Origin of the sequence: Ruegeria sp. HKCCD6604 (assembly GCF_013110635.1) — a bacterium.
Classification (GTDB): Bacteria; Pseudomonadota; Alphaproteobacteria; order Rhodobacterales; family Rhodobacteraceae; genus Ruegeria.
In genome coordinates this window covers 63,398-86,608 of the sequence record NZ_WVQW01000001.1, presented here as the reverse complement: position 1 = coordinate 86,608, position 23,211 = coordinate 63,398, and the positions used below count along the sequence as shown (strand labels likewise).

At 58.1% G+C, this 23,211-nt stretch carries 20 protein-coding genes; 14 read left to right on the top strand and 6 right to left on the bottom strand.

Annotated elements, in window-relative coordinates:
• Positions 1 to 44: 44 nt before the first annotated feature.
• On the bottom strand, positions 45 to 1,634 hold the full coding sequence (gene glpD, locus GS614_RS00415; protein WP_371809371.1) for a glycerol-3-phosphate dehydrogenase: 1,590 nt from the start codon (positions 1,632 to 1,634) through the stop codon (positions 45 to 47).
• A gap of 174 nt (positions 1,635 to 1,808) precedes the next feature.
• Here glpD and GS614_RS00410 point away from each other — a divergent pair, with 174 nt between their 5' ends.
• The 6 genes from GS614_RS00410 (at position 1,809) to GS614_RS00385 (ending at position 6,542) form a co-directional block, all read left to right on the top strand.
• Positions 1,809 to 2,570 (top strand): DeoR/GlpR family DNA-binding transcription regulator, encoded by a 762-nt coding sequence (locus tag GS614_RS00410; protein WP_171328697.1) that lies wholly within the window; start codon positions 1,809 to 1,811, stop codon positions 2,568 to 2,570.
• A gap of 109 nt (positions 2,571 to 2,679) precedes the next feature.
• Entirely contained in the window at positions 2,680 to 2,835 is a 156-nt protein-coding gene (locus GS614_RS00405; protein ID WP_171116330.1) for a DUF5993 family protein, read from the top strand.
• 10 nt (positions 2,836 to 2,845) lie between these two features.
• On the top strand, positions 2,846 to 3,415 hold the full coding sequence (locus GS614_RS00400) for a disulfide bond formation protein B (protein WP_171116332.1): 570 nt from the start codon (positions 2,846 to 2,848) through the stop codon (positions 3,413 to 3,415).
• A gap of 35 nt (positions 3,416 to 3,450) precedes the next feature.
• Entirely contained in the window at positions 3,451 to 3,813 is a 363-nt protein-coding gene (locus tag GS614_RS00395) for a DUF3302 domain-containing protein (RefSeq protein ID WP_171116334.1), read from the top strand.
• 21 nt (positions 3,814 to 3,834) lie between these two features.
• Positions 3,835 to 4,980 carry an HlyD family secretion protein gene (locus tag GS614_RS00390; protein ID WP_171725249.1) on the top strand — a complete coding sequence of 382 codons (1,146 nt, stop codon included), beginning with the start codon at positions 3,835 to 3,837 and terminating at the stop codon, positions 4,978 to 4,980.
• An 11-nt stretch (positions 4,981 to 4,991) separates the two neighbouring features.
• A complete protein-coding gene (locus tag GS614_RS00385; protein ID WP_253285272.1) occupies positions 4,992 to 6,542 on the top strand; it encodes an efflux transporter outer membrane subunit in 1,551 nt (516 codons plus the stop codon).
• A gap of 3 nt (positions 6,543 to 6,545) precedes the next feature.
• Here GS614_RS00385 and mprF read toward each other — a convergent pair whose 3' ends face one another.
• Both mprF and GS614_RS00375 read right to left on the bottom strand, forming a co-directional pair.
• Positions 6,546 to 9,155, bottom strand: coding sequence for a bifunctional lysylphosphatidylglycerol flippase/synthetase MprF (gene mprF, locus GS614_RS00380; protein WP_371809370.1), 2,610 nt, complete (start codon positions 9,153 to 9,155; stop codon positions 6,546 to 6,548).
• 117 nt (positions 9,156 to 9,272) lie between these two features.
• Positions 9,273 to 9,701 carry an Lrp/AsnC family transcriptional regulator gene (locus GS614_RS00375; protein ID WP_152457732.1) on the bottom strand — a complete coding sequence of 143 codons (429 nt, stop codon included), beginning with the start codon at positions 9,699 to 9,701 and terminating at the stop codon, positions 9,273 to 9,275.
• An 86-nt stretch (positions 9,702 to 9,787) separates the two neighbouring features.
• Between GS614_RS00375 and rocF the strand changes: the two genes are divergently transcribed.
• Genes rocF through GS614_RS00360 form a run of 3 tightly spaced genes read left to right on the top strand, consistent with a single transcriptional unit; the run spans position 9,788 to position 12,678 of the window.
• Positions 9,788 to 10,708 (top strand): arginase, encoded by a 921-nt coding sequence (rocF, locus tag GS614_RS00370; RefSeq protein ID WP_171116338.1) that lies wholly within the window; start codon positions 9,788 to 9,790, stop codon positions 10,706 to 10,708.
• The gene (gene ctlX, locus GS614_RS00365) at positions 10,708 to 11,628 is read left to right on the top strand and encodes a citrulline utilization hydrolase CtlX (RefSeq protein WP_171168508.1); all 921 of its coding nucleotides are present in this window, start codon (positions 10,708 to 10,710) and stop codon (positions 11,626 to 11,628) included. Before rocF ends, ctlX begins: the two co-directional genes overlap by 1 nt.
• Positions 11,629 to 11,637: 9 nt before the next feature.
• Positions 11,638 to 12,678 (top strand): ornithine cyclodeaminase, encoded by a 1,041-nt coding sequence (locus GS614_RS00360; RefSeq protein ID WP_171116342.1) that lies wholly within the window; start codon positions 11,638 to 11,640, stop codon positions 12,676 to 12,678.
• 137 nt (positions 12,679 to 12,815) lie between these two features.
• Here the strand turns inward: GS614_RS00360 and GS614_RS00355 are convergent, their stop codons facing one another.
• The 3 genes from GS614_RS00355 to GS614_RS00345 are packed head-to-tail and all read right to left on the bottom strand — an operon-like array spanning position 12,816 to position 15,926.
• Entirely contained in the window at positions 12,816 to 14,219 is a 1,404-nt protein-coding gene (locus GS614_RS00355; protein ID WP_171204603.1) for a TRAP transporter large permease, read from the bottom strand.
• Positions 14,220 to 14,222: 3 nt separating this feature from the next.
• The gene (locus GS614_RS00350) at positions 14,223 to 14,852 is read right to left on the bottom strand and encodes a TRAP transporter small permease (RefSeq protein ID WP_171204602.1); all 630 of its coding nucleotides are present in this window, start codon (positions 14,850 to 14,852) and stop codon (positions 14,223 to 14,225) included.
• A 57-nt stretch (positions 14,853 to 14,909) separates the two neighbouring features.
• Entirely contained in the window at positions 14,910 to 15,926 is a 1,017-nt protein-coding gene (locus GS614_RS00345; RefSeq protein ID WP_171116347.1) for a C4-dicarboxylate TRAP transporter substrate-binding protein, read from the bottom strand.
• Between the two features lie 428 nt (positions 15,927 to 16,354).
• Here GS614_RS00345 and acs point away from each other — a divergent pair, with 428 nt between their 5' ends.
• From acs to GS614_RS00320, 5 genes are all read left to right on the top strand, one after another.
• On the top strand, positions 16,355 to 18,319 hold the full coding sequence (gene acs, locus GS614_RS00340; RefSeq protein WP_171725247.1) for an acetate--CoA ligase: 1,965 nt from the start codon (positions 16,355 to 16,357) through the stop codon (positions 18,317 to 18,319).
• A 7-nt stretch (positions 18,320 to 18,326) separates the two neighbouring features.
• Entirely contained in the window at positions 18,327 to 19,010 is a 684-nt protein-coding gene (locus GS614_RS00335) for an adenylate kinase (RefSeq protein WP_171725909.1), read from the top strand.
• A 181-nt stretch (positions 19,011 to 19,191) separates the two neighbouring features.
• Positions 19,192 to 19,476, top strand: coding sequence for a DUF4212 domain-containing protein (locus GS614_RS00330; protein WP_171116351.1), 285 nt, complete (start codon positions 19,192 to 19,194; stop codon positions 19,474 to 19,476).
• Between the two features lie 5 nt (positions 19,477 to 19,481).
• On the top strand, positions 19,482 to 21,266 hold the full coding sequence (locus tag GS614_RS00325) for a sodium:solute symporter family protein (RefSeq protein WP_171116353.1): 1,785 nt from the start codon (positions 19,482 to 19,484) through the stop codon (positions 21,264 to 21,266).
• Between the two features lie 108 nt (positions 21,267 to 21,374).
• Positions 21,375 to 23,198 carry a putative nucleotidyltransferase substrate binding domain-containing protein gene (locus tag GS614_RS00320; protein WP_171725246.1) on the top strand — a complete coding sequence of 608 codons (1,824 nt, stop codon included), beginning with the start codon at positions 21,375 to 21,377 and terminating at the stop codon, positions 23,196 to 23,198.
• The last annotated feature ends 13 nt before the right edge of the window (positions 23,199 to 23,211 follow it).

Here is a 23,211-nt window from a genome sequence, read left to right as displayed (position 1 = left end):
GAGCTTTCTTACAAATCCGCTGACAACATCAAGGCGTTTTCAGGCTATCCCTTATGCTCGGACCGTTCGGACATCCATTGATCGATCCGCGCAATCTGCTCGGCACTCAGCCGCAAGCCCAGCTTGTTGCGGCGCCAAACCACATCTTCGGCTGAACGGGCATATTCCTTGTCCATCAGCCACGCGACCTCTTTCGCTGTCAGGGTTGCGCCAAAATCCTCTCCCAGATCGGATACCTGTTTTGCATCACCCAAAACATCCCTTGCTTCGGTCCCGTAAGCTCTGATCAGGCGGGCAGCCCAGCTTTGGGTCAAAAAGGGATAGGCCGCCAAAAGATCGCTTTTCAGGGTTTCGACGGCATCCACCGGAAAATCCCCCCCCGGCAGTGCGACACCAGCGGTCCAGGGGCCGGGCAGGTTCGGAAAAAACTCACCGACCTTCTCAAGCGCGCTTTCTGCAAGCCTGCGATAGGTCGTGATCTTACCGCCGAACACATTCAAAACAGGCGCCCCGCCCTGCGCATCGACTTTCAACGTGTAATCCCGCGTTGCAGCAGTGGCACTGCTTGCGCCGTCATCATAAAGAGGCCGCACGCCGGAATAGGTCCACACGACATCGTCGCGCGTTATGCTTTTTTTGAAGTACTTTGATGCGAAGGCGCACAGGTAATCCTGCTCGGCCTCGGTGCAGACCGGTTTGGTCGACGGGTCCGGATGATCCTGATCCGTTGTCCCAATCAAGGTAAAATCCTGCTCGTATGGTATAGCGAAAATGATGCGGCCATCTTCGCCCTGGAAAAAATAACACTTGTCGTGATCGTAAAGCCTGGGCGTCACGATATGACTGCCCCGAACAAGCCGCACGCCCTCGCGCGAGTTCACGCGGATCTTGGATTGAATGATGTCGCCCACCCAGGGCCCACCTGCATTGATCAGCATCTTGGCCCGGACCAAACGGGTCTCACCGTTGTTCCGATCCCGAACGGACACTTCCCAAAGATCGCCGACCCGCTCGGCCGAGGTCACTTCGGTTCGGACCATGATCTGCGCGCCGCGCGACTCGGCGTCACGCGCATTCAGGACCACCAATCGCGAGTCTTCGATCCAGCAGTCGGAATATTCATAAGCGGTTTCGAACTTGTCCTGCAACGGGCCCCCCTCGGGTGCTGACCGCAGGTTCAATGACGTCGTGCCCGGCAGGATTTTGCGCCCGCCCAGATTGTCATACATGAACAGGCCCAACCGGATCAGCCAGGCCGGACGCCGCCCGCGCATCCACGGCATGACCGTGCTGAGCAACCGCGAAGTCGGCGTTTCGGAATCAAACCGCATATCCTTGTGGTAGGGCAGCACAAAACGCATGGGCCAGCTGATATGCGGCATCGCGCGCAGCAGGGTTTCACGCTCGATCAGGGCCTCACGCACCAGGCGAATTTCAAAATACTCAAGATACCGCAATCCGCCGTGAAACAACTTGGTCGAGGCAGAGGACGTGGCAGAAGCGAGATCGTTCATCTCGGCCAGCGTCACCGAAAGACCTCGCCCGGCGGCGTCCCGCGCTATTCCACAGCCATTGATCCCGCCACCGATGATGAAAAGGTCTGTGATCTGGTTGTCCGTTGACTGCATATCCATTGATTCCCTGCCTGACACGGTTGCGGGCATTAGCCAGAATGACTTTCGCTTCGTCAATGTTTATGTTCGTTTATTTTCTTTTTGCAACACAGATATGATTCTCAAGCAAGTTGGCTTGCCAAAATCGACAAAAAGAACAAAAACGAAAATCAATCCTTTACACCGGAACTGCCCATGTCCTTGTCCTTTCGCCAATCCGACATTCTGGAAATCGCCAGCACCGAAGGGCGCGTTACCGTCGAGGGGCTGGCTGAACGCTTTGGCGTCACCGTTCAGACGATCCGGCGCGACCTGACCGAACTTGCAGATGCGGGCAAGCTGGACCGGGTTCACGGGGGCGCTGTTCTCCGCTCGGGTGTTTCAAATATCGGATACGAGGACCGCCGCGCGCTGAACGCGGATGCCAAGACCCGCATCGCTCAAACCTGCGCAGCTGATATCCCGGATGGCGCATCAATTTTCATGAACATCGGAACCTCGACCGAGGCCGTGGCAAGGCAGTTGCTGAACCACAAGAACCTGCTGGTGGTGACCAACAACATGAACGTTGCAAACATTCTTGTCGAAAACCCGGACTGCGAAATCATCATGGCCGGCGGCGTTTTGCGTCGAACAGACGGTGGGCTGATCGGCAACCTGACCGTATCGGCCATCCGGCAGTTCAAATTTGACATCGCTGTCATAGGATGTTCGGCCCTCGACACGGATGGCGATCTTTTGGACTTCGACTTTCAGGAGGTTCAGGTCAGCCAAGCCATCATCGAGAAGGCGCGCCGCACTTTTCTGGTTGCCGATCATTCGAAGTTTCAACGCTCGGCCCCGGCGCGGATAGGATCAATTGCCGAGCTTGACACGGTCTATAGCGACCTGCCCCTGCCCGGCAAGCTGCCAGAGCACTGTCGCGAGTGGCAGACAGATGTCATCATCTGCGACTAGAGGCGGGCAAATAACAACGTCCGCGCGAGTTGCGCGGCTTGCCAGATCGAACTTGGCCTGACACTATCCTTAATACAAGAATTTGTGCACGGGAGGGGAGGACCGGGCCATGATTGCGCTTTTATTTTCGTTGTTTATCGCCACGATGGGGCTGAACTATTTCAAGTTGACCAAGGCTGGCAACGCTTTGTTTTTCGTCACGTTGGCCATGTGTATCTACTGGCTGAAATTCCACGCCACCACACCGCTGACTATTCAACTCTGAGGGGCTTGTCATGACACCTGAACTGTCCCGCACCCTCAACGCGATCGGTATGCTTGCCGTCTGCCTTGTACTGGCCCTGGCGTTTTTCTATCAGCTCGTCCTCTATGAACTGCCCTGCCCGCTTTGCCTGCTGCAACGTGTTGGGTTCGTTGCCGTCGGTGTGGGGCTTGGTTTGAACCTGCTCTACGGTCCACGGCCGCAACACTATGCCATCGTGCTGATTGCGGCCTTGTATGGCGGCACTGTATCGATCCGCCAAATTCTTCTGCATATCGTACCCGGCACCGGGCACTACGGCTCTCCTGTTTTGGGCCTGCACTACTATACCTGGGCCGGGATCGCCTTTTTCCTTGTGTTGCTGGGCACATCGATCATGCTGTTGTTTGAACGCCAATACGCGGACCCTTCTGGTCAGGAACCAAGGTTCGGCGGAAATGCTCTGGCCAAGATCGCGTTTTTCGTCATGCTGGCTTTGGCGGTGCTGAACGCGGGTTCAACCTTGCTGGAATGCGGGCCGGGTATCTGCGCCGACCCGCCGACAAGCTACAAGTTGATTGACGAATTGGACGCCGGCAACTGAAGATACCGTAACCTTCCCCAAAAGGAGGCGCGAGCATGGGATTACTGGGACAACCGCTTGGCTATTATGACTATCTGACTTTCGTGGCATTGATCCTGCTTCTGGCGGCGGTGATGGCACTGTTTCTCTTTCTGATGGGTCTTCCGGGTCGGATCGCCATCAAGCGCAACCATCCCCATGCCGAGGCCGTAAAGATAATGGGCTGGATGGGATTTCTGGCCGTGGTGCCCTGGGTCCATGCCTTCATGTGGGCGTTCCATGATGGCGTTACGGTCGACATTCGCCGTGGCCCTGACGAGGAAAAAGACGCCATTCGTGATGAAATCAAACGTCTGGGTGGTGATGTCCGGCCTGAATATCAAGGTCGTCTGGAAACAGACGATCCGCAGCAAAGCTAAGGCCAGAGGAAGTCACAAAACATGTTTGTCGCCCTTGGCATCACGCTATTTTACATCATTTTCGTCTGGCTTATTTTCTTCAAGCTGGAACTGCTGAAATTCAACATCGCCTGGGGCATCGTATCCTTTTGGGTTGGCGCGCACCTGTTACTGATTTTTCTGGTCGCATTGCGGTTCTTTCAACCCTTCTCGGCCGACAGCCACGTGGTGCGTTCGACCATACAGATCATTCCCAAACTGACACAGCCGACGATCCTGACCGAAGTTCTTGTCGAACCGAACACACCGGTCACCAAGGGTGATCCGCTCTACCGCTTTGACGACACCGTATTTTCACTGGCGGTAGACAATGCGCAGGCGCAATTGGTCGCAGCTGAACAGAATTCCAAGATTCTGGAACAGGATGTGATCGCGTCGACCGAAGCTGTTGAACGCGCAAACGCGCAGCTGGCCTATGCGCAGACTCAGCAAGCCCGGTACGAAACTCTTGTGCCCGCCGGTGGAGCGCCGCAAGACGAACTGGACCGCTGGAACGAGCAGGTGACCGAAGACCTTGCTGCCGTCAAACAGGCCGAAGCAAATCTGGAAAAGGCGCAACTGGCCGTGGAGTCCCAGATAGACGGCGTGAACACGGGTATTCTCCAGGCAAGGGCGCAGTTGGCCGAGGCTGAGTATTTTCTTGAAAACACAACAATCTACGCGCCTGAAAACGGCATGATCGTATCGCAACAAGCCCGCCCCGGTCTGGTCGTCGGCGATGTTCGACTGGGCGCGATTGCCAGTTTCGTTACCGAGGACAGCCCCTATATTCTTGCGACCTTTCGCCAGCAGAACCTGAAATTCGTGGAACCGGGGCAAGAAGTCGAAGTGGCGCTGGATCTTTACCCGGGCGAAATCCTGACGGGCAAGGTCGAGGCGATCTGGTGGGCCACGCGCCAAGGGCAACTGATCCCTTCAGGCCGCCTGCCCGGCTTTGAACTGCCGAAACTGCCCGGTCGAATTGCCGTGCAGATCACCGTCGATATCCCGGAAGGGCACACTTTCCCGGCTGGCGGCCACGCCGCCGTGGCGATCTACACCGGCATGGGCAAAAGCTTTGAGTTCCTGAGACGCATCAACATCCGTCTCTATTCCTTCGCCAACTTCATTCGACCGCTGGATATCTGAGGATGCGCGCCATGACACTCCGCCGGTTGATGGGAACTGCACTTTGCGCCGCCACCTTCGCGGCCTGCACGCCCGTGGGGCCCGATTTCGTGCGCCCGAACTCTCCGGTCGTCAAGCAATGGATCGAGGTAAACAGCCCCAGCGTCGGCCAAAGCGGCCTGACATCGCGCAGCGCACCCGTGGTCAAATGGTGGGAAACATTCAATGACCCGACCCTCAACCGTCTGATTGCCGAAGCTTATGCCCAGAACCTGACGCTTCAGGTCGCGGGAGCGCGGGTGCTTCAAGCGCGGGCACAGTTGGGGATCGCTTTCGGCGAATTGTACCCGCAATCCCAGGCCATAGGCGCGTCTTTGCAGCGGCGGCAAATCAGCGACAATCTTGGGCCTGTTGCCGATATCAACCGGATCATCCCCCTGGATACCGAATTCTCGACGTCTCAGGTTGGGTTCGACGCCCAGTGGGAGCTGGATGTCTGGGGCGCACAACGGCGCGGCGTGCAGGCGGCGCGGTCGAATCTGGCTTTGCAGGTCGCAAACTATGATGACGCATTGGTGACACTGACCGGCGACGTGGCCGCGCTCTATGTCAATATCCGCGCGTTGCAGGAATCGTTGGCGGTCGCCCGGGAAAACATCAAATTGCAGCAGGAATCGGCGGACCTGACCCAGCTGCGGTTCAACAACGGGGTCACGACCGAACTGGACGTTCAGGAATCCACTGCGCTGCTCAACAATACCAAGGCCTTGGTGCCCGAGTTGGAAAGCGACCTGCAACAGACCAAGAATGCGCTGGCCGTGCTGCTGGGGGCCACGCCGTCCCGGATGACCAACCTGCTGGGGAATTCCGGCCGTATCCCGTCAGCGCGAACAAATGTGGCCGTTGGGGTGCCGGCAGAACTTCTGCGCCGCCGCCCGGATGTCCGCGCGGCAGAACTGGCCGCCGCGACTCAATCGGCGCAGGTGGGCATCGCAATGGCTGACCTGTATCCTCAGTTCGTGCTGTCGGGCGCGATCGGTTTGCAGGCATCGGGCGGGCGCGATCTGTTCAGCGGCAACAGCACCACCGGTCTGACCAGTGCCGGCGTGGTCTGGAACGTGCTCAACTATGGCCGGATCAAAAACAATGTCCGTGCGCAGGATGCGGCATATCAAGCGCTGATCGCCAATTACCAGAATACCGTTCTGACCGCGTATTCCGAGGTGGAAAGCGCAATGGTCGCCTATGCACAGGCGCGCAAACAGGTTGGATTCTATCAGAAAAGCGTCGATGCCTCACGCAAGGCCGCTGATATCGCCGTCAGCCAGTACAGGGACGGTATCGCCAGCTATTCACGCATTCTGAACACCCAGACCGCGCTTTTGCGGTCGCAGGCAAATCTGATCGAAGCGCGGCAGCAGGTGTCCAGCAATCTGGTTGCCGTTTACAAGGGTCTGGGCGGCGGATGGCAGATCCGGCAAAACCAGGAATTCCTGCCTGAAACCGTGCTGGCGGAAATGGCCTATCGCACCGATTGGGGCGATCTGCTTGAAAAAACCCCGACCCGGGCCAGCCTGAACTAGGCGCTACTTGGTCAACCCGCGCAGCCCACCCGAGATCAAAATATTGACCTCGTAAAGGATGCGGGGCGCATCCAGCCCGCCGGGGCTAGCCAGATAGTTGGGGCTCCATTTCGGATCGAATTTCTGTTTGAAGGCGCGCAAACCTTCAAAATGATAGAACTGCTCGCCATGCTCATAGACAAAGCCGCCGATGCGGTTCCAAAGCGATGCAAGCTGACGGTTTTCGATGCCTGAGAACGGCGCCGCACCCAATGAGAACCAGTGGAACCCCTGCTGCGATCCCCAGTTCATCATCTCGGCAAAAAGAGCATCCATGACAAAGCTCGGGCTGTCAGGCTCATAGCGCATCAGATCCAGCGACAGCTCGGATTTGTTGCCGCCCTGAAACAGGTTGGCAAAGGCCATGATCTTGCCTGTCTTACCGTCACGCAGAACCGCATGATCGAAATATGACAGGTACTGATCGTCAAAGCCCCCCAACGCAAAGCCCTTTTCGGCACCCGCCTTTTGCGCCAGCCAATGATCTGAAATCGCGCGCAGTTCCGGCAATACCGGGGCCAGGTCTTCTTTCGGGATGATCTCGAATACATAGCCCTCCCTCTCGGCCCGGTTCCTGGCCTGTCTGAACCGCTTGCGCGACTTTCCGTCCAGCGAGAAATCCTTGAGCGGCACCCGCGCGACCTCACCGATCTTCAGGATCGACAGGCCCAGATCCAGAAATGTCGGCAGGTATTTGGTTGAAACACTGTAGAAGGCACACAGTTTTCCTTCTCGGTCCGCCATTTCCCTGAGTTGCCAGATCAATTGCCGCCCCGCCGTTTCATCGCCGACCGGCTCTCCCTTCGAGATCAGAGCGTTGCCCGTGTCTGCATACGCAATGAATGCGGTCTCATCCGGTGAGATGAGGAACTGCTTGTCACCGGTAAGCGAGATTTGGGATTCGGTGTCCTCGCACTCCATCACAAGCCGTTCAACGACCTCGGGGATTTCCGTGCGCACAGGTGTCGGAATCTCTCGCCCGAACAGAGAGTTCACGGCCACGACGCCCACGATCACCGCCACGATGAGGCTGGAGCGCAAAAAGCGCGAAGCGTCACCGTTCCAGGCAAACTCCCACCACAGGGCGTTCTGGTACTCGACATGGGAATAGGCGAACAGTCCGATCCAGAATATCACCGCCAGCAGCGCCACGACACTGACCAACCAAGGAATATTCAGCCTGAAGATCGACGCGCCACTGACCCGGTAAAACGCCCCGCGGAACATGGCCAGAAGGCCAATCGTGCCCAGCATCGACAGCGCTTCGTGAGTGTCCAGCCCCTTTGCCAGCGAGGCAAAGAACCCGGCCACCATCAACAGCATGGCCACCACCCATGCGCGGTAGAGCTTTCGAAACAAACCGCGGGACACCAGCAAAAGCAGCACGCCGACAGCACTGCCGGCAAGGTGTGATGCCTCGACAAACGACAGCGGCAAGACCTCTCTCAGGACGCCAAGGTTCTGCGTGCCCGCTGGCAAAGCGCCGGACACCAGCAGGACCACCCCTGCCACGGCCGCAACCCCGGCTGCCACCATCGGAACAATGGGACGGATGACCCGATAGACCCATGTCGCGGCGCCGCCGATCCTGTGCCTTTGCGTCAGTGCGGACGCGACCGCAATCGACACGCTGGCGATACCGAACGGCAAGAAGGTGTAAACGACGCGATACAGCAACAAGGCTGCGATCACATCCGAACGTCCCGACGCCCCAAGCCCCGCGATCAGCGTGGCTTCGAATACCCCGAGCCCGCCCGGCGCGTGGCTGAGGATTCCAACGGCGATGGCGGCGATGTAGACCGTGAAGAAATAGGGATAGCCAACGCCCAGATCGTCCGGCATCAGGACATAGAGCGCCATGGACGCGCCAACCAGATCTCCGATGGCGGCCAGTGTCAGAAGGCTGGCCAGTTTGCCACCCGGCAAGTCAAACCCTATACCGGCGACGGCCAACCGCCTGCCCCCGCTGGACAACCATATGAACATCGCAACCAATGCCCCCAAAAGGCACAGCCCGATGACGGTTTCCACCGTTTCGCTGACAGGCATCACTTTCGAGATCCCATCCGGATGCACGGTCAGCAACACACCCAGAACCAGAACAAGCCCCATCCAGAACGCGACCCAGGACGTTGCGATAACCCCGGCCACCCGCCCCAGATCCAAGCCCAGCGACGCATATATCCGATACCGGATCGCCGTTCCGGTAATGTAGGAAAAACCCAGACAGTTCGACACGGCATAGCCGCTGGCCCCTGCCATTCCGGCAACAGGCAATGGCACTTTGCCGCCCGCCACACTTTGCACGGCAAACACATCATAGAGCGACAGCGACAGGAAACTGAACGCGGTCCAGCACAAGGCGAAAAACATCAGTTTCCACGACGTCGTTGCGATATCGGTCTGGACATCTGACCATTTCACATGCGCCGACAAATCATGCAGAACCGTCAGCGCGATCCCGGTCACGAGAACCGGTATTGCAATCCGCAGCCAGGGTTTTTCCAACATGGCCGTAAGCTTTTCGGCCCAGTGTACGGCCAGAGGTTCACCGTCACTTTCCGCATTGGTCATACTGCACGTCCCCGCCAGTTTCTGATCGCAGATACCACGCGCGGCTCACCCGCCCGTCGATGATTCAGACATCATCTGCCAACGGACTCTGGCACATTTTGGTTTTATCTCAAAGCGCTAGAGCCGCCCCTTGCGTGTTGACAGCAAAAGGTTCGTTTCCGAACGCGTCACGCCGTCGATCCTTCGGATCTGAAACAGAACCTCATCCAGTTCAGCCAGGGTTTCCGTACTGATCTCGGCGATCAGATCCCAACTGCCATTTGTCGAATGAACTGCCGTCACCTGACGCATGGCACCGATCCGGGCCATGACGCGTTCCGTCCCGCGCCCCTCAATCTCGAGCATCATCAACCCGCGCACCGGGCTTTGCGCCAGATCGCGACGCGTCAGGACGGTAAAGCCGACGATTTCACCGGACTGTTTCAGCCGCTGCAACCTGCTGCGGACCGTGGTGCGGGTCACGCCCAGTGTTTCCGACAGTTCTGAAAGGCTTGCCCGTGCATCCCGTTGCAACGCATTGAGCAGCCGATTGTCCAATTCGTCCATGGCATCTTCTCATAAAGGATTTTCCGAGACCATTTTGAGCATTTTGCCGACTTCACGCAAGACAGTCCGACGGCCTAAATGAACACATGGAAATCAAGGATATCATACTGGTCGGCGCCCCAATGGACGCCGGGAAACGTCGTCAGGGATGCCGGATGGGACCTGATGCGTATCGCGTGGCAGGGTTGGATCAAGCGCTGTCTGATCTTGGTCACACCGTTCACGATTGGGGCGACGTGCAGGCCGAAAACGTCGACATTCCCCAACACCCGCACCTGTTCGCCCTGCCCGAATGTGTGGGGTGGACGCACGCTCTCAGCAAAGCTGCGCAAGACGCGGCGGGTCAGGGCATTCCGATTTTCATGGGGGGTGATCACGCCCTGTCCATGGGTACGGTGGTCGGAATGGCCGCCCATGCTGCTCGGATCGACCGCCCTCTCTTTGTGCTATGGCTTGACGCCCACAGCGACTTTCACACTCCGGACAGTACCGGCAGCGGCAATCTGCACGGCACGCCGGTGGCGTATTTCACCGGCAGACCCGGATTCGAGGATTTCCCACCTTTGCCCGCCGTCATACCGACGGATCGCGTCGGCATGATCGGATTGCGTTCTGTTGACCCGGCGGAACGGGCGGCGCTGGAGCAAGACCGCGCCATGCTGGCGGATATGCGCAGCATTGATGAAAACGGTATCAAAGCCCCCCTTTTGGCCTTTCTTGATCGCGTGAAGGCAGAAAACGCTCTGCTACATGTTTCTTTGGATGTCGATTTCCTCGACCCGGCAGTGGCCCCCGCGGTCGGCACGACCGTGCCCGGCGGTGCAACCGAGCGCGAAGCTCACCTGGTAATGGAACTGCTGCATGAAAGCGGACTTGTCTGCTCGCTGGACCTAGTCGAATTGAACCCGTTTCTGGATGACCGGGGCCGAACCGCAAAACTGATGGTCGATCTGGCCGCCTCGTTGATGGGTCGCCGTATCTTCGACCGTCCCACCCGGAGTTTCTGATGCTGTCTCTTCAAGCGCCATCTGCCGCCGTCATGATCCGGCCGCACGCTTTTGCGTCCAATCCGGAAACACGCGATGACAATGCCTTTCAAACGCTGAGCACCGCATCCGCCCAGGCCACGTCGGAAGCGGCCAGGGATGAACATGATCGGGCGGTGCAGCAATTGCGCGACGCCGGAGTCACTGTTCATGTGTTTGACGATTTCGGCGACCTCAACACACCTGACAGCGTTTTTCCAAACAACTGGTTCTCGACGCATCCCGGCGGCCATGTGGCGATCTACCCGATGTTCGTGCCATCGCGCAGACGCGAACGCCGGACCGATGTAATCGAACTGCTCAAACAGGAATACCGTGTGCAGGATGTCATCGACTATTCCGGGCTGGAACAAGACAACCTGGCCCTGGAAGGGACCGGCGCGATGGTGTTGGATCATGTGGCCCGCATCGCTTACACGGTGACGTCCAATCGCGCCGATCCGGTCCTGTTGGAACGGTTTTGCACACATTTCAACTATGAACCAATCGCCTTCGAAGCCCGCGATGCCAAGGGCCGGGACGTTTATCACACCAACGTTTTGATGGGTATCGGCACGCATTACGCCCTGATTTGCCTCGACATGATTTCGGACCCGGCCCGCCGCATGACCGTTCGCAATCGGCTGGAAGAATCCGGTCGAACGGTCATTGACCTGACGCACGACCAAATTGCCGAGTTCGCAGGCAACGCCATTGAACTGACCGGACGGGATGGGTTGGTTCTGGCCCTGTCCAGCAGGGCACTTGCCGCCCTCACACCAGACCAAATCGCAACAATCCAGGACAGTTCAACACCGTTGCCGCTGTCCGTTCCAACAATTGAAACCGCCGGTGGGTCCGTGCGCTGCATGATTGCAGGCGTTCACCTTGCCCGCCGATAGGAGAGCACCATGCAACCTTCAGACAAGGCCCTGGTACCATTCGTTTCCGTCGACAACATGATGCGACTGGTACACCACATTGGCGTCGAACAGATGATCACGCAGATTGCCGCTCAGATCGAGGCCGATTTCAAACGATGGGAAAGCTTCGACAAGACACCTCGCATTCCGGCGCATTCTCCTCATGGCGTAATTGAGTTGATGCCGACTTCGGATGGTGAGGCGTACGGGTTCAAATACGTGAACGGCCATCCCAAGAACACCTCCGAGGGGTTGCAAACCGTTACCGCATTCGGCCTGCTGGCGGATGTCTACACCGGATACCCGACGCTGTTGACCGAAATGACAATGCTGACCGCGCTGCGCACGGCTGCGACTTCGGCATTGGTCGGGCGCTATCTGGCCCCGAAAAATGCCAGGACAATGGCCATGATCGGCAATGGCGCACAGTCCGAATTCCAGTGCCTTGCCTTCAAGGCAATGTGCGGGATCGACACCGTTCGGCTTTATGACATCGACCCGAATGCCACGTCGAAATGCGCTGCGAACTTGCAGGGCAAGGGCCTGACCGTCATCCCTTGCAAGACGCCGGAAGACGCCATCGAAGGTGCCCAGATCATCACCACCTGCACGGCAGACAAGAAATACGCAACGATCCTGACCGACAACATGGTCGGGCCCGGCGTGCACATCAACGCCATCGGAGGCGATTGCCCCGGCAAGACCGAGTTGCATCGCGACATCCTGTTACGTTCGGACATCTTCGTCGAGTACCCTGAACAAACCCGTATCGAAGGTGAAATTCAGGCGCTGGACGCCGATCACCCTGTGACCGAGATGTGGCAGGTCATCACCGGCGCCGCCACGGGGCGCATCGATGAGCGGCAGATCACTTTGTTCGACAGTGTAGGCTTTGCCATCGAGGATTTCTCGGCCCTGCGCTATGTGAAACAGGCGATTGAAGGCACAACCTTCTTTGAACCTCTGGACATGTTGGCCGACCCGGACGATCCGCGCGATTTGTTCGGAATGTTGATGCGAGCTGGATAGCGCGCGATCTTGGGGGCTCTGCCCCCGCCGCGCTGCGCGCGCCTCCCCCGGGATATTTTCAGCCAGATGAAGCAGGGGATCCGAACTTCATCTGGCCACAAATATCCCGGAGCGCGAGGCAGAGCCTCGCTTCCGAGCTATCCCGCAAGCGATGGCAGGTAGAGGACAATACCCGGGAATGCCACAAGCATTGCGATGGTCAGGGCGTCCGCGATGAAAAAGGGCGTGACGCCTTTGAACACATCTTGAACACTCAGGTCCGGGCGCACACCGGCAACGACAAAGCAGTTCAGCCCGATGGGCGGTGTAATCAGGCAAAACTCGGCCATCTTGACCACCAGAATGCCAAACCAGATCGCGCACATCGGGCCGGACATTCCAAAAGCGCTGTCGGCGGCACTGACGGTCTCACCACCATTCAAGGCCATTACCGCCGGATAGACGACGGGCAAAGTCAAAAGCAGCATCCCGATCGCGTCCATGAACATGCCTAACACCGCGTATGCCAGCAGAATGCAGATCAGGATCATCATGGGCGACATCTCGAGCCCCGTAATCCAATCCGAGAAGGCACCCGGTAGGTCGGCGAACCCAAGAAAGCGCACATAGATCAGAACGCCCCAGATGATCGAAAAGATCATCGCCGTCAGTTTGGCGGTTTCCAAAAGTGCGGATTTGAGCTCGGCCCAGCGCATTCCGTGGAACAAGGCGAAACAGAATACGATGAAGGCACCAATGGCACCGCCTTCCGTCGGAGTGCCCCATGCTTTTTCACCAAACGGATTGTAGACAAAGCAAATGATGATCAGGATGACGGCGACAATCGGAATGGCACCGGGAAGTGCTGCAAAGCGCTGTTTCCAGGAAAACCCCGTGACCGGCGGGCCAACGGATTTGAAGATCACTGCAATCCCAATGATCAGAAGGCCGTACACGATAGCGGAAAACGCACCCGGAATGAAACCCGCCAACAGCAGTTTCCCGACATCCTGCTCGACGATGATCGCGTAGATCACCAGAATGGCCGAAGGCGGGATCAGGGAGGCCAGCGTCCCGCCCGCGGCAACCACACCTGCTGCAAAGCGTTTGTTATAGCCCACCTTCAGCATTTCCGGAATCGCGATACGGGCGAAGACGGCGGACGTCGCAACCGAAGCTCCGGACACCGCAGCGAAGCCGGCCGTGGCGAAAACGGTCGAAACCGCCAACCCGCCGGGCACCCATGCGACCCAGCGTTTTGCGGCTTCGAACAAAGCGCGGGTAAGTCCCGCGTAATAAGCCAGATACCCGATCAGGATAAAGGTCGGAATCAAGCTGAGAGTGTGGGACGCGACCTTGGAATGTGGCACCTGCCCCGCGGTCTTGACCGCCACTGTCAGCGCCTTGCCAAACCGTTCCGGATCGTAACCGAACTTGGCCCAGAAAATCCAAACCAGTCCGACAAGCCCTGCCAAACCGGCTGCAAAGGCAACCCGCATGCCCGCCACGACAAGGACCAGAAGGCCGCCAGTGACCCAGAGGCCAATTTCAATCGTGTCCATCTATCAGTCCTGCCCTTCGAACTGTTCGGCCTCGGCCGCCGCCTGCGCCGCTACATCCTGTATCAACGGAACGGCCGCCGGAGCGCCCAGCCCCAGCCAGAATGCCCGACCATACCCCCAGACTTGCAGCGCAAGGCGCAGGCAGAGAACGGAAAATGCAACGGGTGCCAGCAGCTTGGCCGGCCACAAGGGTATGCCGATGTCGATCGAACTGTCCCGGCTCCACATTGGGGCGCCAAAATCAAAGGACCGGTCGAAATGAGACCAACTGCCCCAAACCAGAGCCAGCATCAGGATCAGGATCAGAACCACCGAGAGCAGTTCGAACAGCCACAAAGCCCGACCGTGCAAGCGGGATATGACGATATCCATCCGGATATGCCCCCCATCACGCTGAACATATGAAATGCCCAGAAAAGCGATGAGAGGCATCGCCTGTTCGATCCAGTCCACGTAGCCCGGCAAAGGAGCATTCAGCGCATTTCGACCACTGACCGACACAACGGCCAATACCATCAGTGAAAAAACCGCCAATCCGCTGATCAGTGCCAGAAACCGTTCGAGCACGAGCAAACGCTGATCCAACTGGCTCAGACGGCTGCCGTCTACCAGAACCGTGGCTTGTCCTGCCATTCCGGTGTTTCCTTGTTGTTTGTTGCCGGGCGCCTTGAAAGCACCCGGTCGTGTGGATCAGTTGCCGCCGCGCTGTTGCTTCAGCGTCGTCTGGACAAGATCGTAAAGGTCCTGCGCCGGCAGGCCCTGTGCGGTCATGTCCGCAATCCATTTTTCACGGATCGGATCAGCGGCCTTTGTGCGGAACTCTTCTATTACCGCTTCGTCGATCATGACCTTCTGGACACCCTTTTCTTCCAGGACACTGTCCCATTGTTCGAGCAAGCCGCCGTAATTCGCCAGGTAGTGATCGATCGCCTCGTCAATCGAGCTGTCCAGGGCTTCACGATGTTCGGCTGGCAGGGCCTCGTAGGCATCGATGTTGACGACAACCGGGCAGTTCACCGTTCCCGGATTCAGGTTCGCGGTCCACCAGTCCGCTTCGTTGATCGTTCCGAATGACAGGTGCGCGTGCTGGGCAAAGGCCACGGTGTCGACGACGCCCGATTCCATCGCATTGAAGGCTTCGGTCGCCGGAACCGATGTCGGCACCCCTCCGACCGCCTCGAAGGCCTGACCAAGGCCACCGGTCGCCCGGACCCGCATTCCGTCAAATTCAGCCAGTTCATCCCGCGGCTCGCCCGTGCCGACAAGGTTATACTGCGGCATTGGCGAGGTCATGATGATGCGGGCGTTCCATTGCGCCATCTCTTCCTTGACCGCCGGATGGTCGTATACCGCATGGCTTACCGCAACTTCTTCCTGCAGGTTGTTCACACCCAGGAACGGCAGTTCCAAAACGGTGATCGCCCGGTTCTTGTCGCGGTGATAGCCGGCACAGAACTGCGCCATCTCAAAGGCGCCGATTTCGATCCCGTCCAGGTTTTCCCTGGGTTTGGACAACCCGCCATAGCTGACATTGATTGTGAATTCGCCACCGGTTTTTTCGCTGACCAGTTCGGCCAGCTTTTCAACATGTTCCGTAAAGGCGCGGCGCTTGCCCCAGACGGATGCGTTCCATTCTGTCGCCGCGGCTTCGGTCACAAAAGCAACGCCAAGGGCGGCGACTGCGGCACCGCTCAACATCTTTTTCATAGTATCGTCTCCCATAGGTGCGCCCCCTACCGAGGCGCTTGCCGATCAAGCTAGCGCCAACATTCGATTGTGCCAACCCTAACCGGGATTTGCGTATTTTGCAGAATAAGCCCCAGAAACGACCCAAGACGAAAGAAGCCTTGAGGTCACCTGTCGTTGCAACCACAATTGACACACAGCGCCCTCAATTCTCGTTACTTTTAAGTGGCTGTTTTTGTTCTATTTTAGTGATTCTTTTGCCGAATTTTTTACAGATTTGGCCGTATTGTTGAAATTTCTTTACAAAGAAATCCAAGGATTACACCAATTTATTTATTTATTTTCAGAACGCGGTAATATTCAAACTTGGGGAGGAACAGGATCGACATTGCCTGAATGACAGGCAAAAAATCCAAAAGCAATCCAGTCCAGAGGGAGGAGCCTCAAAGATGACCACCGCTGCCCAGGCAGATGCCAAGACTTATCCGCCATCCGCAGAAACTGTCGCTCGTGCGCATGTCGATGCGGCAAAGTATGCTGACATGTACGCAGCCTCAATCAGCGACCCCGACGCGTTCTGGGGCGAGCAAGGCAAGCGCATCGACTGGATCAAGCCCTTCACCCAGGTCAAGGACGTCAGTTACGAGTTTGGCTCGGTCAAGATCAACTGGTATGCCGATGGCACGTTGAATGTGTCGGCCAACTGCCTGGATCGTCATCTGAAAACCCGCGGCGACCAAACCGCGATCATCTGGGAGCCGGATGATCCGAATGACCCGGCCCAGCATATCTCTTACGCAGAATTGCACCGCCGCACTTGCCGGATGGCCAACATTCTGGAATCCCTTGGCGTGCGCAAGGGCGATCGCGTGGTCATCTATCTGCCGATGATCCCCGAAGCCGCTTACGCCATGCTGGCCTGTGCGCGGATCGGCGCAATTCATTCGATCGTTTTTGCGGGCTTCTCGCCCGACGCTCTGGCCGCGCGCATCAACGGGTGCGACGCCAAGGTCGTGATCACTGCGGATGAAGCGCCGCGTGGCGGCCGCAAAACGCCGCTGAAATCCAACGCAGACGCCGCCCTGCTGCACAGCAAGGACACAGTGAAATGCCTTGTGGTCAAGCGCACCGGCGGTCAGACCACCTGGATCGACGGTCGCGACTTTGACTACAACGAAATGGCGCTCGAGGCTGACGACTATTGCGCCCCTGCCGAAATGAACGCCGAAGATCCTTTGTTCATTCTTTACACGTCCGGTTCGACCGGTCAGCCCAAGGGCGTTGTGCACACCACGGGGGGGTATCTTGTTTACGCCTCGATGACGCAAGAGATCACATTCGATTATCACGAAGGTGACGTGTACTGGTGCACCGCTGACGTGGGCTGGGTCACCGGGCACAGCTATATCGTCTATGGCCCGCTGGCCAATGGCGCAACCACGCTGATGTTCGAAGGCGTGCCCACTTATCCCGACGCCTCGCGCTTCTGGCAGGTCTGCGAAAAGCACAAGGTCAACCAATTCTACACCGCCCCCACTGCGATCCGCGCTCTGATGGGTCAGGGCAATGAGTTTGTCGAAAAATGCGACCTCAGCGATCTTCGCATTCTGGGCACCGTGGGTGAACCGATCAACCCCGAAGCCTGGACCTGGTACAACGAGGTTGTCGGCAAAGGCAAATGCCCCATCGTCGATACCTGGTGGCAGACCGAAACCGGCGGCCACCTGATGACGCCGCTGCCCGGTGCACATGCGATGAAGCCCGGATCGGCGATGAAGCCGTTCTTTGGCATCGAACCGGTGGTTCTGGACCCGCAATCCGGTGTCGAAATCGAAGGCAACGGTGTCGAGGGCGTTCTGTGTATCAAAGACAGCTGGCCCGGCCAGATGCGCACCGTCTGGGGCGATCATGAGCGGTTCGAGAAAACCTATTTCTCGGATTACAAAGGCTACTACTTCACAGGTGACGGCTGCCGTCGCGACGAAGATGGCGACTATTGGATCACCGGTCGTGTAGACGACGTGATCAACGTGTCCGGTCACCGCATGGGCACCGCCGAGGTGGAAAGCGCGCTGGTTGCACATGCTGCAGTGGCCGAGGCTGCCGTGGTTGGATACCCTCATGAAATCAAAGGGCAAGGCATCTATTGCTATGTCACGTTGATGAATGATCGCGAGCCTTCGGACGAGTTGATGAAAGAGCTGCGCACATGGGTCCGCACCGAGATCGGCCCGATTGCATCCCCGGATGTGATCCAGTGGGCACCTGGCCTGCCGAAAACGCGCTCGGGCAAGATCATGCGCCGTATCCTGCGCAAGATCGCCGAGAACGATTTCGGATCGTTGGGCGACACTTCGACACTGGCCGATCCGTCGGTGGTCGAAGACCTGATCGAAAACCGTGCGAACAAGTGAGGGTATGATGGACGCTGCCACGATCACCACGCCCGCCGTTCTCATCCTTCTCGGCCCTCCGGGTGCCGGGAAGGGCACACAGGCCCGGATGCTGGAAGAGAAATTCGGACTTGTACAACTCAGCACCGGTGACCTGCTGCGCGAAGCGGTCGCGGCCGGAACCGAAGCCGGCAAAGCGGCAAAAGCCGTTATGGAAGCCGGCGACCTGGTCAGCGACGAGATCGTTATTGCCATCCTGCGCGACCGCATGGCACAGCCGGATTGCGCCAAGGGCGTCATTCTGGACGGTTTCCCGCGCACGACGGTTCAGGCCGAAGCGCTGGACAGCCTGCTGGCATCGAACAACCAGAAGATCAACGCCGCAATCAGCCTCGAGGTGGAAGACGCAGAAATGGTGACCCGCATTTCGGGCCGCTACACCTGCGCCGGCTGTGGTGAAGGCTTCCATGACCAGTTCAAGAAGCCTGCCGTAGAAGGCAAATGCGACAAGTGTGGCCATACCGAATTCAAGCGCCGCGCCGACGACAATGCCGAAACGGTGGCCTCGCGCCTTGCAGCGTACCACGCGCAGACGGCACCACTGATCGCCTACTATGACGGTCAGGGCGTGCTGAAGCGTACAAACGCCATGGGCAGGATCGAAGACATTGCCAATGGCCTTGAAGGGATCGTTAGCAAAGTCATGAAATAGGGGGTGGATTTAGGGCCGCAAGGCTCTGATCCCAAACAGAATACTTCAAAAGACCGCTTTGGCGGACTGGAGGAGTTTTGCCTGACGTCACATGGCGTCTGGCGCAAGTGAGAAGCGGCCCGACGCACTGGAGGATGTGGGCATCGGGCCGTCCAACGAGGAAGCGAAGGAGGAACCCGCAATGGCGGATCAATCAACAAACTCCGCGCAGACTGCCGAAGCCGACAAAGGCTATTGGCAGGCGAACCTGCGTCTCATCTACATCAGCCTCGTGATCTGGGCGCTGGTGTCTTTTGGATTCGGCATTCTGCTGCGTCCATTGCTGTCCGGCATCGCCGTTGGCGGCACCGATCTGGGCTTTTGGTTCGCTCAGCAGGGATCGATCCTGGTCTTTCTGGTGCTGATCTTCAACTACGCCTGGCGCATGAACAAGCTGGACGCTGAATTCGGCGTGGACGAGGAGTAAGCAGCATGGACCAGTTTACCATCAACCTGCTGTTTGTCGGCGCGTCATTTGCGCTGTACATCGGCATCGCGATCTGGGCCCGCGCGGGGTCCACATCGGAATTCTACGCCGCCGGTCGCGGCGTTCACCCGGTCACCAACGGTATGGCGACAGCGGCAGACTGGATGTCTGCGGCCTCGTTCATCTCGATGGCGGGCCTGATCGCCTTTACCGGCTATGACAACTCGACTTTCCTGATGGGTTGGACCGGCGGTTACGTGCTGCTGGCTCTGCTACTTGCGCCCTATCTGCGTAAGTTCGGCAAATACACCGTCTCGGAATTCATCGGCGACCGTTTCTACAGCCAGACCGCACGTATCGTTGCTGTGATCTGTCTGATCGTTGCTTCGGTGACTTACGTTATCGGTCAGATGACCGGCGTGGGCGTGGCCTTCGGCCGCTTTCTTGAGGTGTCGAACACCTCCGGTCTGCTGATCGGTGCCTGTGTGGTGTTTGCCTACGCGGTGTTCGGTGGGATGAAAGGCGTGACCTATACTCAGGTCGCTCAGTACTGCGTGCTGATCACCGCCTACACCATCCCGGCGATCTTCATCTCGCTGCAGTTGACCGGTACGCCGGTTCCGGCGCTGGGTCTGTTCAGCGATACCGCCAGCGGTGAGCCTCTGCTGACCAAGCTGGACGCGATCGTGACCGAGCTGGGCTTTGCCGAGTATACAGCGCATCATTCGAACACGCTGAACATGGTGCTGTTCACGCTGTCGCTGATGATCGGTACTGCCGGTCTGCCGCACGTGATCATGCGCTTCTTCACCGTGCCTAAGGTGTCTGACGCCCGCTGGTCCGCTGGCTGGACGCTGGTCTTCATCGCGCTGCTGTATCTGACCGCCCCAGCGGTTGGCGCAATGGCGCGTCTGAACATCACCGACATGATGTGGCCCAACGGTGGCATCGAAGGTGGTGCCGTTTCCGTCGAGGATATCGACAACGATCCACGCTATGACTGGATGCAGACGTGGCAGAAAACTGGTCTGCTGGACTGGGAAGACAAGAACGGCGACGGCAAGATCCAGTACTACAATGACCAAAATGCCGACATGCAGGCACTTGCGGAAGAAAAAGGCTGGGTCGGTAACGAGCTGACCAAGTTCAACCGCGACATCCTGGTTCTGGCCAACCCCGAGATCGCCAACCTGCCGGGTTGGGTGATCGGTCTGGTCGCTGCCGGTGGTCTTGCAGCTGCTCTGTCGACCGCTGCGGGCCTGTTGCTGGCGATCTCGTCGGCGGTGTCCCACGACCTTGTCAAAGGCGCGATCAACCCGCAAATCTCTGAAAAAGGAGAACTGCTGGCCGCTCGTATCGCAATGGCTGTGGCCATCGTCGTTGCAACCTATCTGGGTCTGAACCCACCGGGATTTGCTGCGCAAACCGTGGCCTTGGCCTTTGGTCTGGCGGCTGCCTCGATCTTCCCGGCGCTGATGATGGGGATTTTCTCGACCCGCATCAACAACACCGGTGCCGTCGCAGGTATGCTGGCTGGTCTGATCGTAACCCTGGTTTACATCTTCCTGCACAAGGGCTGGCTGTTCATTCCGGGCACCAACTCGTTCACTGATGCTGATCCGCTGCTGGGTCCGATCAAGTCGACCTCGTTCGGCGCCATCGGTGCAATGATCAACTTCGGCGTCGCTTACGTCGTCGCCGGAATGACCAAAGAGACTCCGCCGGAGATCGTTGAATTGGTCGAAAGCGTGCGCATTCCCCGTGGTGCGGGCGCAGCTCAGAATAAGTGAGCTTGATGCGGTCGTTGGTTCTTGCCTTCGACCGCGTCTTTCGATCCACTGTTCCCGCCCGGCACACCACTGGGCGGGATTTTTTAACCAGAACACCGGAGACAACACATGCCCCTGTCCCATGATGAAATTGCCCGGTTTCTGAAATCCGTTCACCCCTATGACGTGTTGCCTTCCGACGCCCTGGATCAGATCGTCAAACAGATCGAGGTATGGGAAGTTGAGAAGGACGCTTCTGTCTATGAGCTGGGTCACAAGTTGCCCGGGGTTTTCTTGATCTACGAAGGACAGGTTGAGATTACCGATGAGAACGGGGCCATCGTCTCTCATCTGGGGCTGCGCAACTCCTTCGGCGAGAGGGGCCTGCTGAAAGACGGCAAAGCCGCCACCAAAGCCCGTGCTCATACGCCGTCGGTCCTGATGGTTCTGCCACCGGATTTGGTGCGCAGTTTGATCGACAACCACGACGTCGTTGCCAAATTCTTCAATCGAACCCGTGGAGATCGCAGTGGCCCGCAAAGCCTTGCGACCAGTTCGATTGACGTTTTGATGGCGCGCGATCCCGCCACCTGCCCTGCGGAAACGACAGTCCAGGAAGCGGCACAGATCATGCGCGACAAACACATCTCGTCGCTATGCGTGACAGATGGAGAGAAGTTGAAAGGTATCGCCACCCTGCGGGACATTTCGGGCAAATATGTTGCCAACGGGTTGCCCGAAACCACACGGATTTCCGAAATCATGACTGCAAATCCCGTAACCCTGTCGCCCAGCGATATCGGCTCGGACGTTCTGCATATCATGATGGAGCGCGGCATTGGCCACATCCCGGTTTCCGAAGGCGGTCGTCTGGTCGGGATCGTGACGCAGACCGATCTGACCCACTATCAGGCCGTCAACTCGGCCGAATTGGTTGGTCGGATCGCAAAGGCTGACAGTGCCGAAGAGATGGCGAGGGTGACGGCGGAAATTCCGCAGTTGCTGGTTCAGTTGGTTGCCGGCGGGAACCGGCACGAGATCGTCACGCGGCTGATCACCGATATTGCAGACACGGTTACCCGCCGCCTGCTGAAATTGGCCGAATCTGAACTGGGGCCGCCGCCTGTATCCTATTTGTGGCTGGCCTGCGGCTCACAGGGACGGCAAGAACAAACCGGCGTATCGGATCAGGACAATTGCCTGATGCTGGACGATAGCGTCACCGACGCCGATATGTCCTATTTCACCAAACTGGCCAAATTCGTCTCTGACGGGCTGGACGTCTGCGGGTACTTCTACTGCCCCGGCGACATGATGGCGACCAATCCGCGCTGGTGCCAGCCGGTTCGTGTCTGGCGCGACTATTTCAAAGGCTGGATTGCCAAGCCAAACCCCGAGGCGCAAATGCTGGCCTCGGTCATGTTCGACCTGCGCCCCATCGGCGGTGCATTTGAGTTGTTTGGCGATCTGCAAGCGGACACTCTGGCAGTGGCCAGGGCAAACTCGATCTTCGTCGCACACATGATTTCGAACTCGCTGAAGCACACGCCCCCCCTGGGCCTGCTGCGCGGTTTCGCGACGATCCGCTCGGGCGAGCATCGCAATACGCTGGATCTGAAACACAACGGAGTTGTGCCCGTCGTCGATCTGGCGCGCATCTACGCACTGCAAGGCGAACTGACCGAAGCCAACACCCGCGCCCGCCTGAAAGCAGCCGAGGCCAGTGGCGTGCTCAGCCCTTCTGGTGCGCGTGACTTGCTGGACGCCTATGATCTGATCGCTGAAACCCGGCTGGAGCATCAGGTGCGGCTGGTTAAATCCGGAGCGATGCCCGACAACTACCTGCCACCGTCTGAATTGTCGGACTTTGAGCGAAGTCATCTGCGTGATGCTTTCGTGGTGGTAAAAACGATGCAATCGGCAGTTGGCCACGGCAAGGGAATGCTGGGCTGACATGCGACTGACC

Bases quoted from the DNA above. Each gene is read 5' to 3' on its own strand.
- glpD (WP_371809371.1), bottom strand. From the start codon at position 1,634: ATGGATATGCAGTCAACGGACAACCAGATCACAGACCTTTTCATCATC.
- GS614_RS00410 (WP_171328697.1), top strand. From the start codon at position 1,809: ATGTCCTTGTCCTTTCGCCAATCCGACATTCTGGAAATCGCCAGCACC.
- GS614_RS00405 (WP_171116330.1), top strand. From the start codon at position 2,680: ATGATTGCGCTTTTATTTTCGTTGTTTATCGCCACGATGGGGCTGAAC.
- GS614_RS00400 (WP_171116332.1), top strand. From the start codon at position 2,846: ATGACACCTGAACTGTCCCGCACCCTCAACGCGATCGGTATGCTTGCC.
- GS614_RS00395 (WP_171116334.1), top strand. From the start codon at position 3,451: ATGGGATTACTGGGACAACCGCTTGGCTATTATGACTATCTGACTTTC.
- GS614_RS00390 (WP_171725249.1), top strand. From the start codon at position 3,835: ATGTTTGTCGCCCTTGGCATCACGCTATTTTACATCATTTTCGTCTGG.
- GS614_RS00385 (WP_253285272.1), top strand. From the start codon at position 4,992: ATGACACTCCGCCGGTTGATGGGAACTGCACTTTGCGCCGCCACCTTC.
- mprF (WP_371809370.1), bottom strand. From the start codon at position 9,155: ATGACCAATGCGGAAAGTGACGGTGAACCTCTGGCCGTACACTGGGCC.
- GS614_RS00375 (WP_152457732.1), bottom strand. From the start codon at position 9,701: ATGGACGAATTGGACAATCGGCTGCTCAATGCGTTGCAACGGGATGCA.
- rocF (WP_171116338.1), top strand. From the start codon at position 9,788: ATGGAAATCAAGGATATCATACTGGTCGGCGCCCCAATGGACGCCGGG.
- ctlX (WP_171168508.1), top strand. From the start codon at position 10,708: ATGCTGTCTCTTCAAGCGCCATCTGCCGCCGTCATGATCCGGCCGCAC.
- GS614_RS00360 (WP_171116342.1), top strand. From the start codon at position 11,638: ATGCAACCTTCAGACAAGGCCCTGGTACCATTCGTTTCCGTCGACAAC.
- GS614_RS00355 (WP_171204603.1), bottom strand. From the start codon at position 14,219: ATGGACACGATTGAAATTGGCCTCTGGGTCACTGGCGGCCTTCTGGTC.
- GS614_RS00350 (WP_171204602.1), bottom strand. From the start codon at position 14,852: ATGGCAGGACAAGCCACGGTTCTGGTAGACGGCAGCCGTCTGAGCCAG.
- GS614_RS00345 (WP_171116347.1), bottom strand. From the start codon at position 15,926: ATGAAAAAGATGTTGAGCGGTGCCGCAGTCGCCGCCCTTGGCGTTGCT.
- acs (WP_171725247.1), top strand. From the start codon at position 16,355: ATGACCACCGCTGCCCAGGCAGATGCCAAGACTTATCCGCCATCCGCA.
- GS614_RS00335 (WP_171725909.1), top strand. From the start codon at position 18,327: ATGGACGCTGCCACGATCACCACGCCCGCCGTTCTCATCCTTCTCGGC.
- GS614_RS00330 (WP_171116351.1), top strand. From the start codon at position 19,192: ATGGCGGATCAATCAACAAACTCCGCGCAGACTGCCGAAGCCGACAAA.
- GS614_RS00325 (WP_171116353.1), top strand. From the start codon at position 19,482: ATGGACCAGTTTACCATCAACCTGCTGTTTGTCGGCGCGTCATTTGCG.
- GS614_RS00320 (WP_171725246.1), top strand. From the start codon at position 21,375: ATGCCCCTGTCCCATGATGAAATTGCCCGGTTTCTGAAATCCGTTCAC.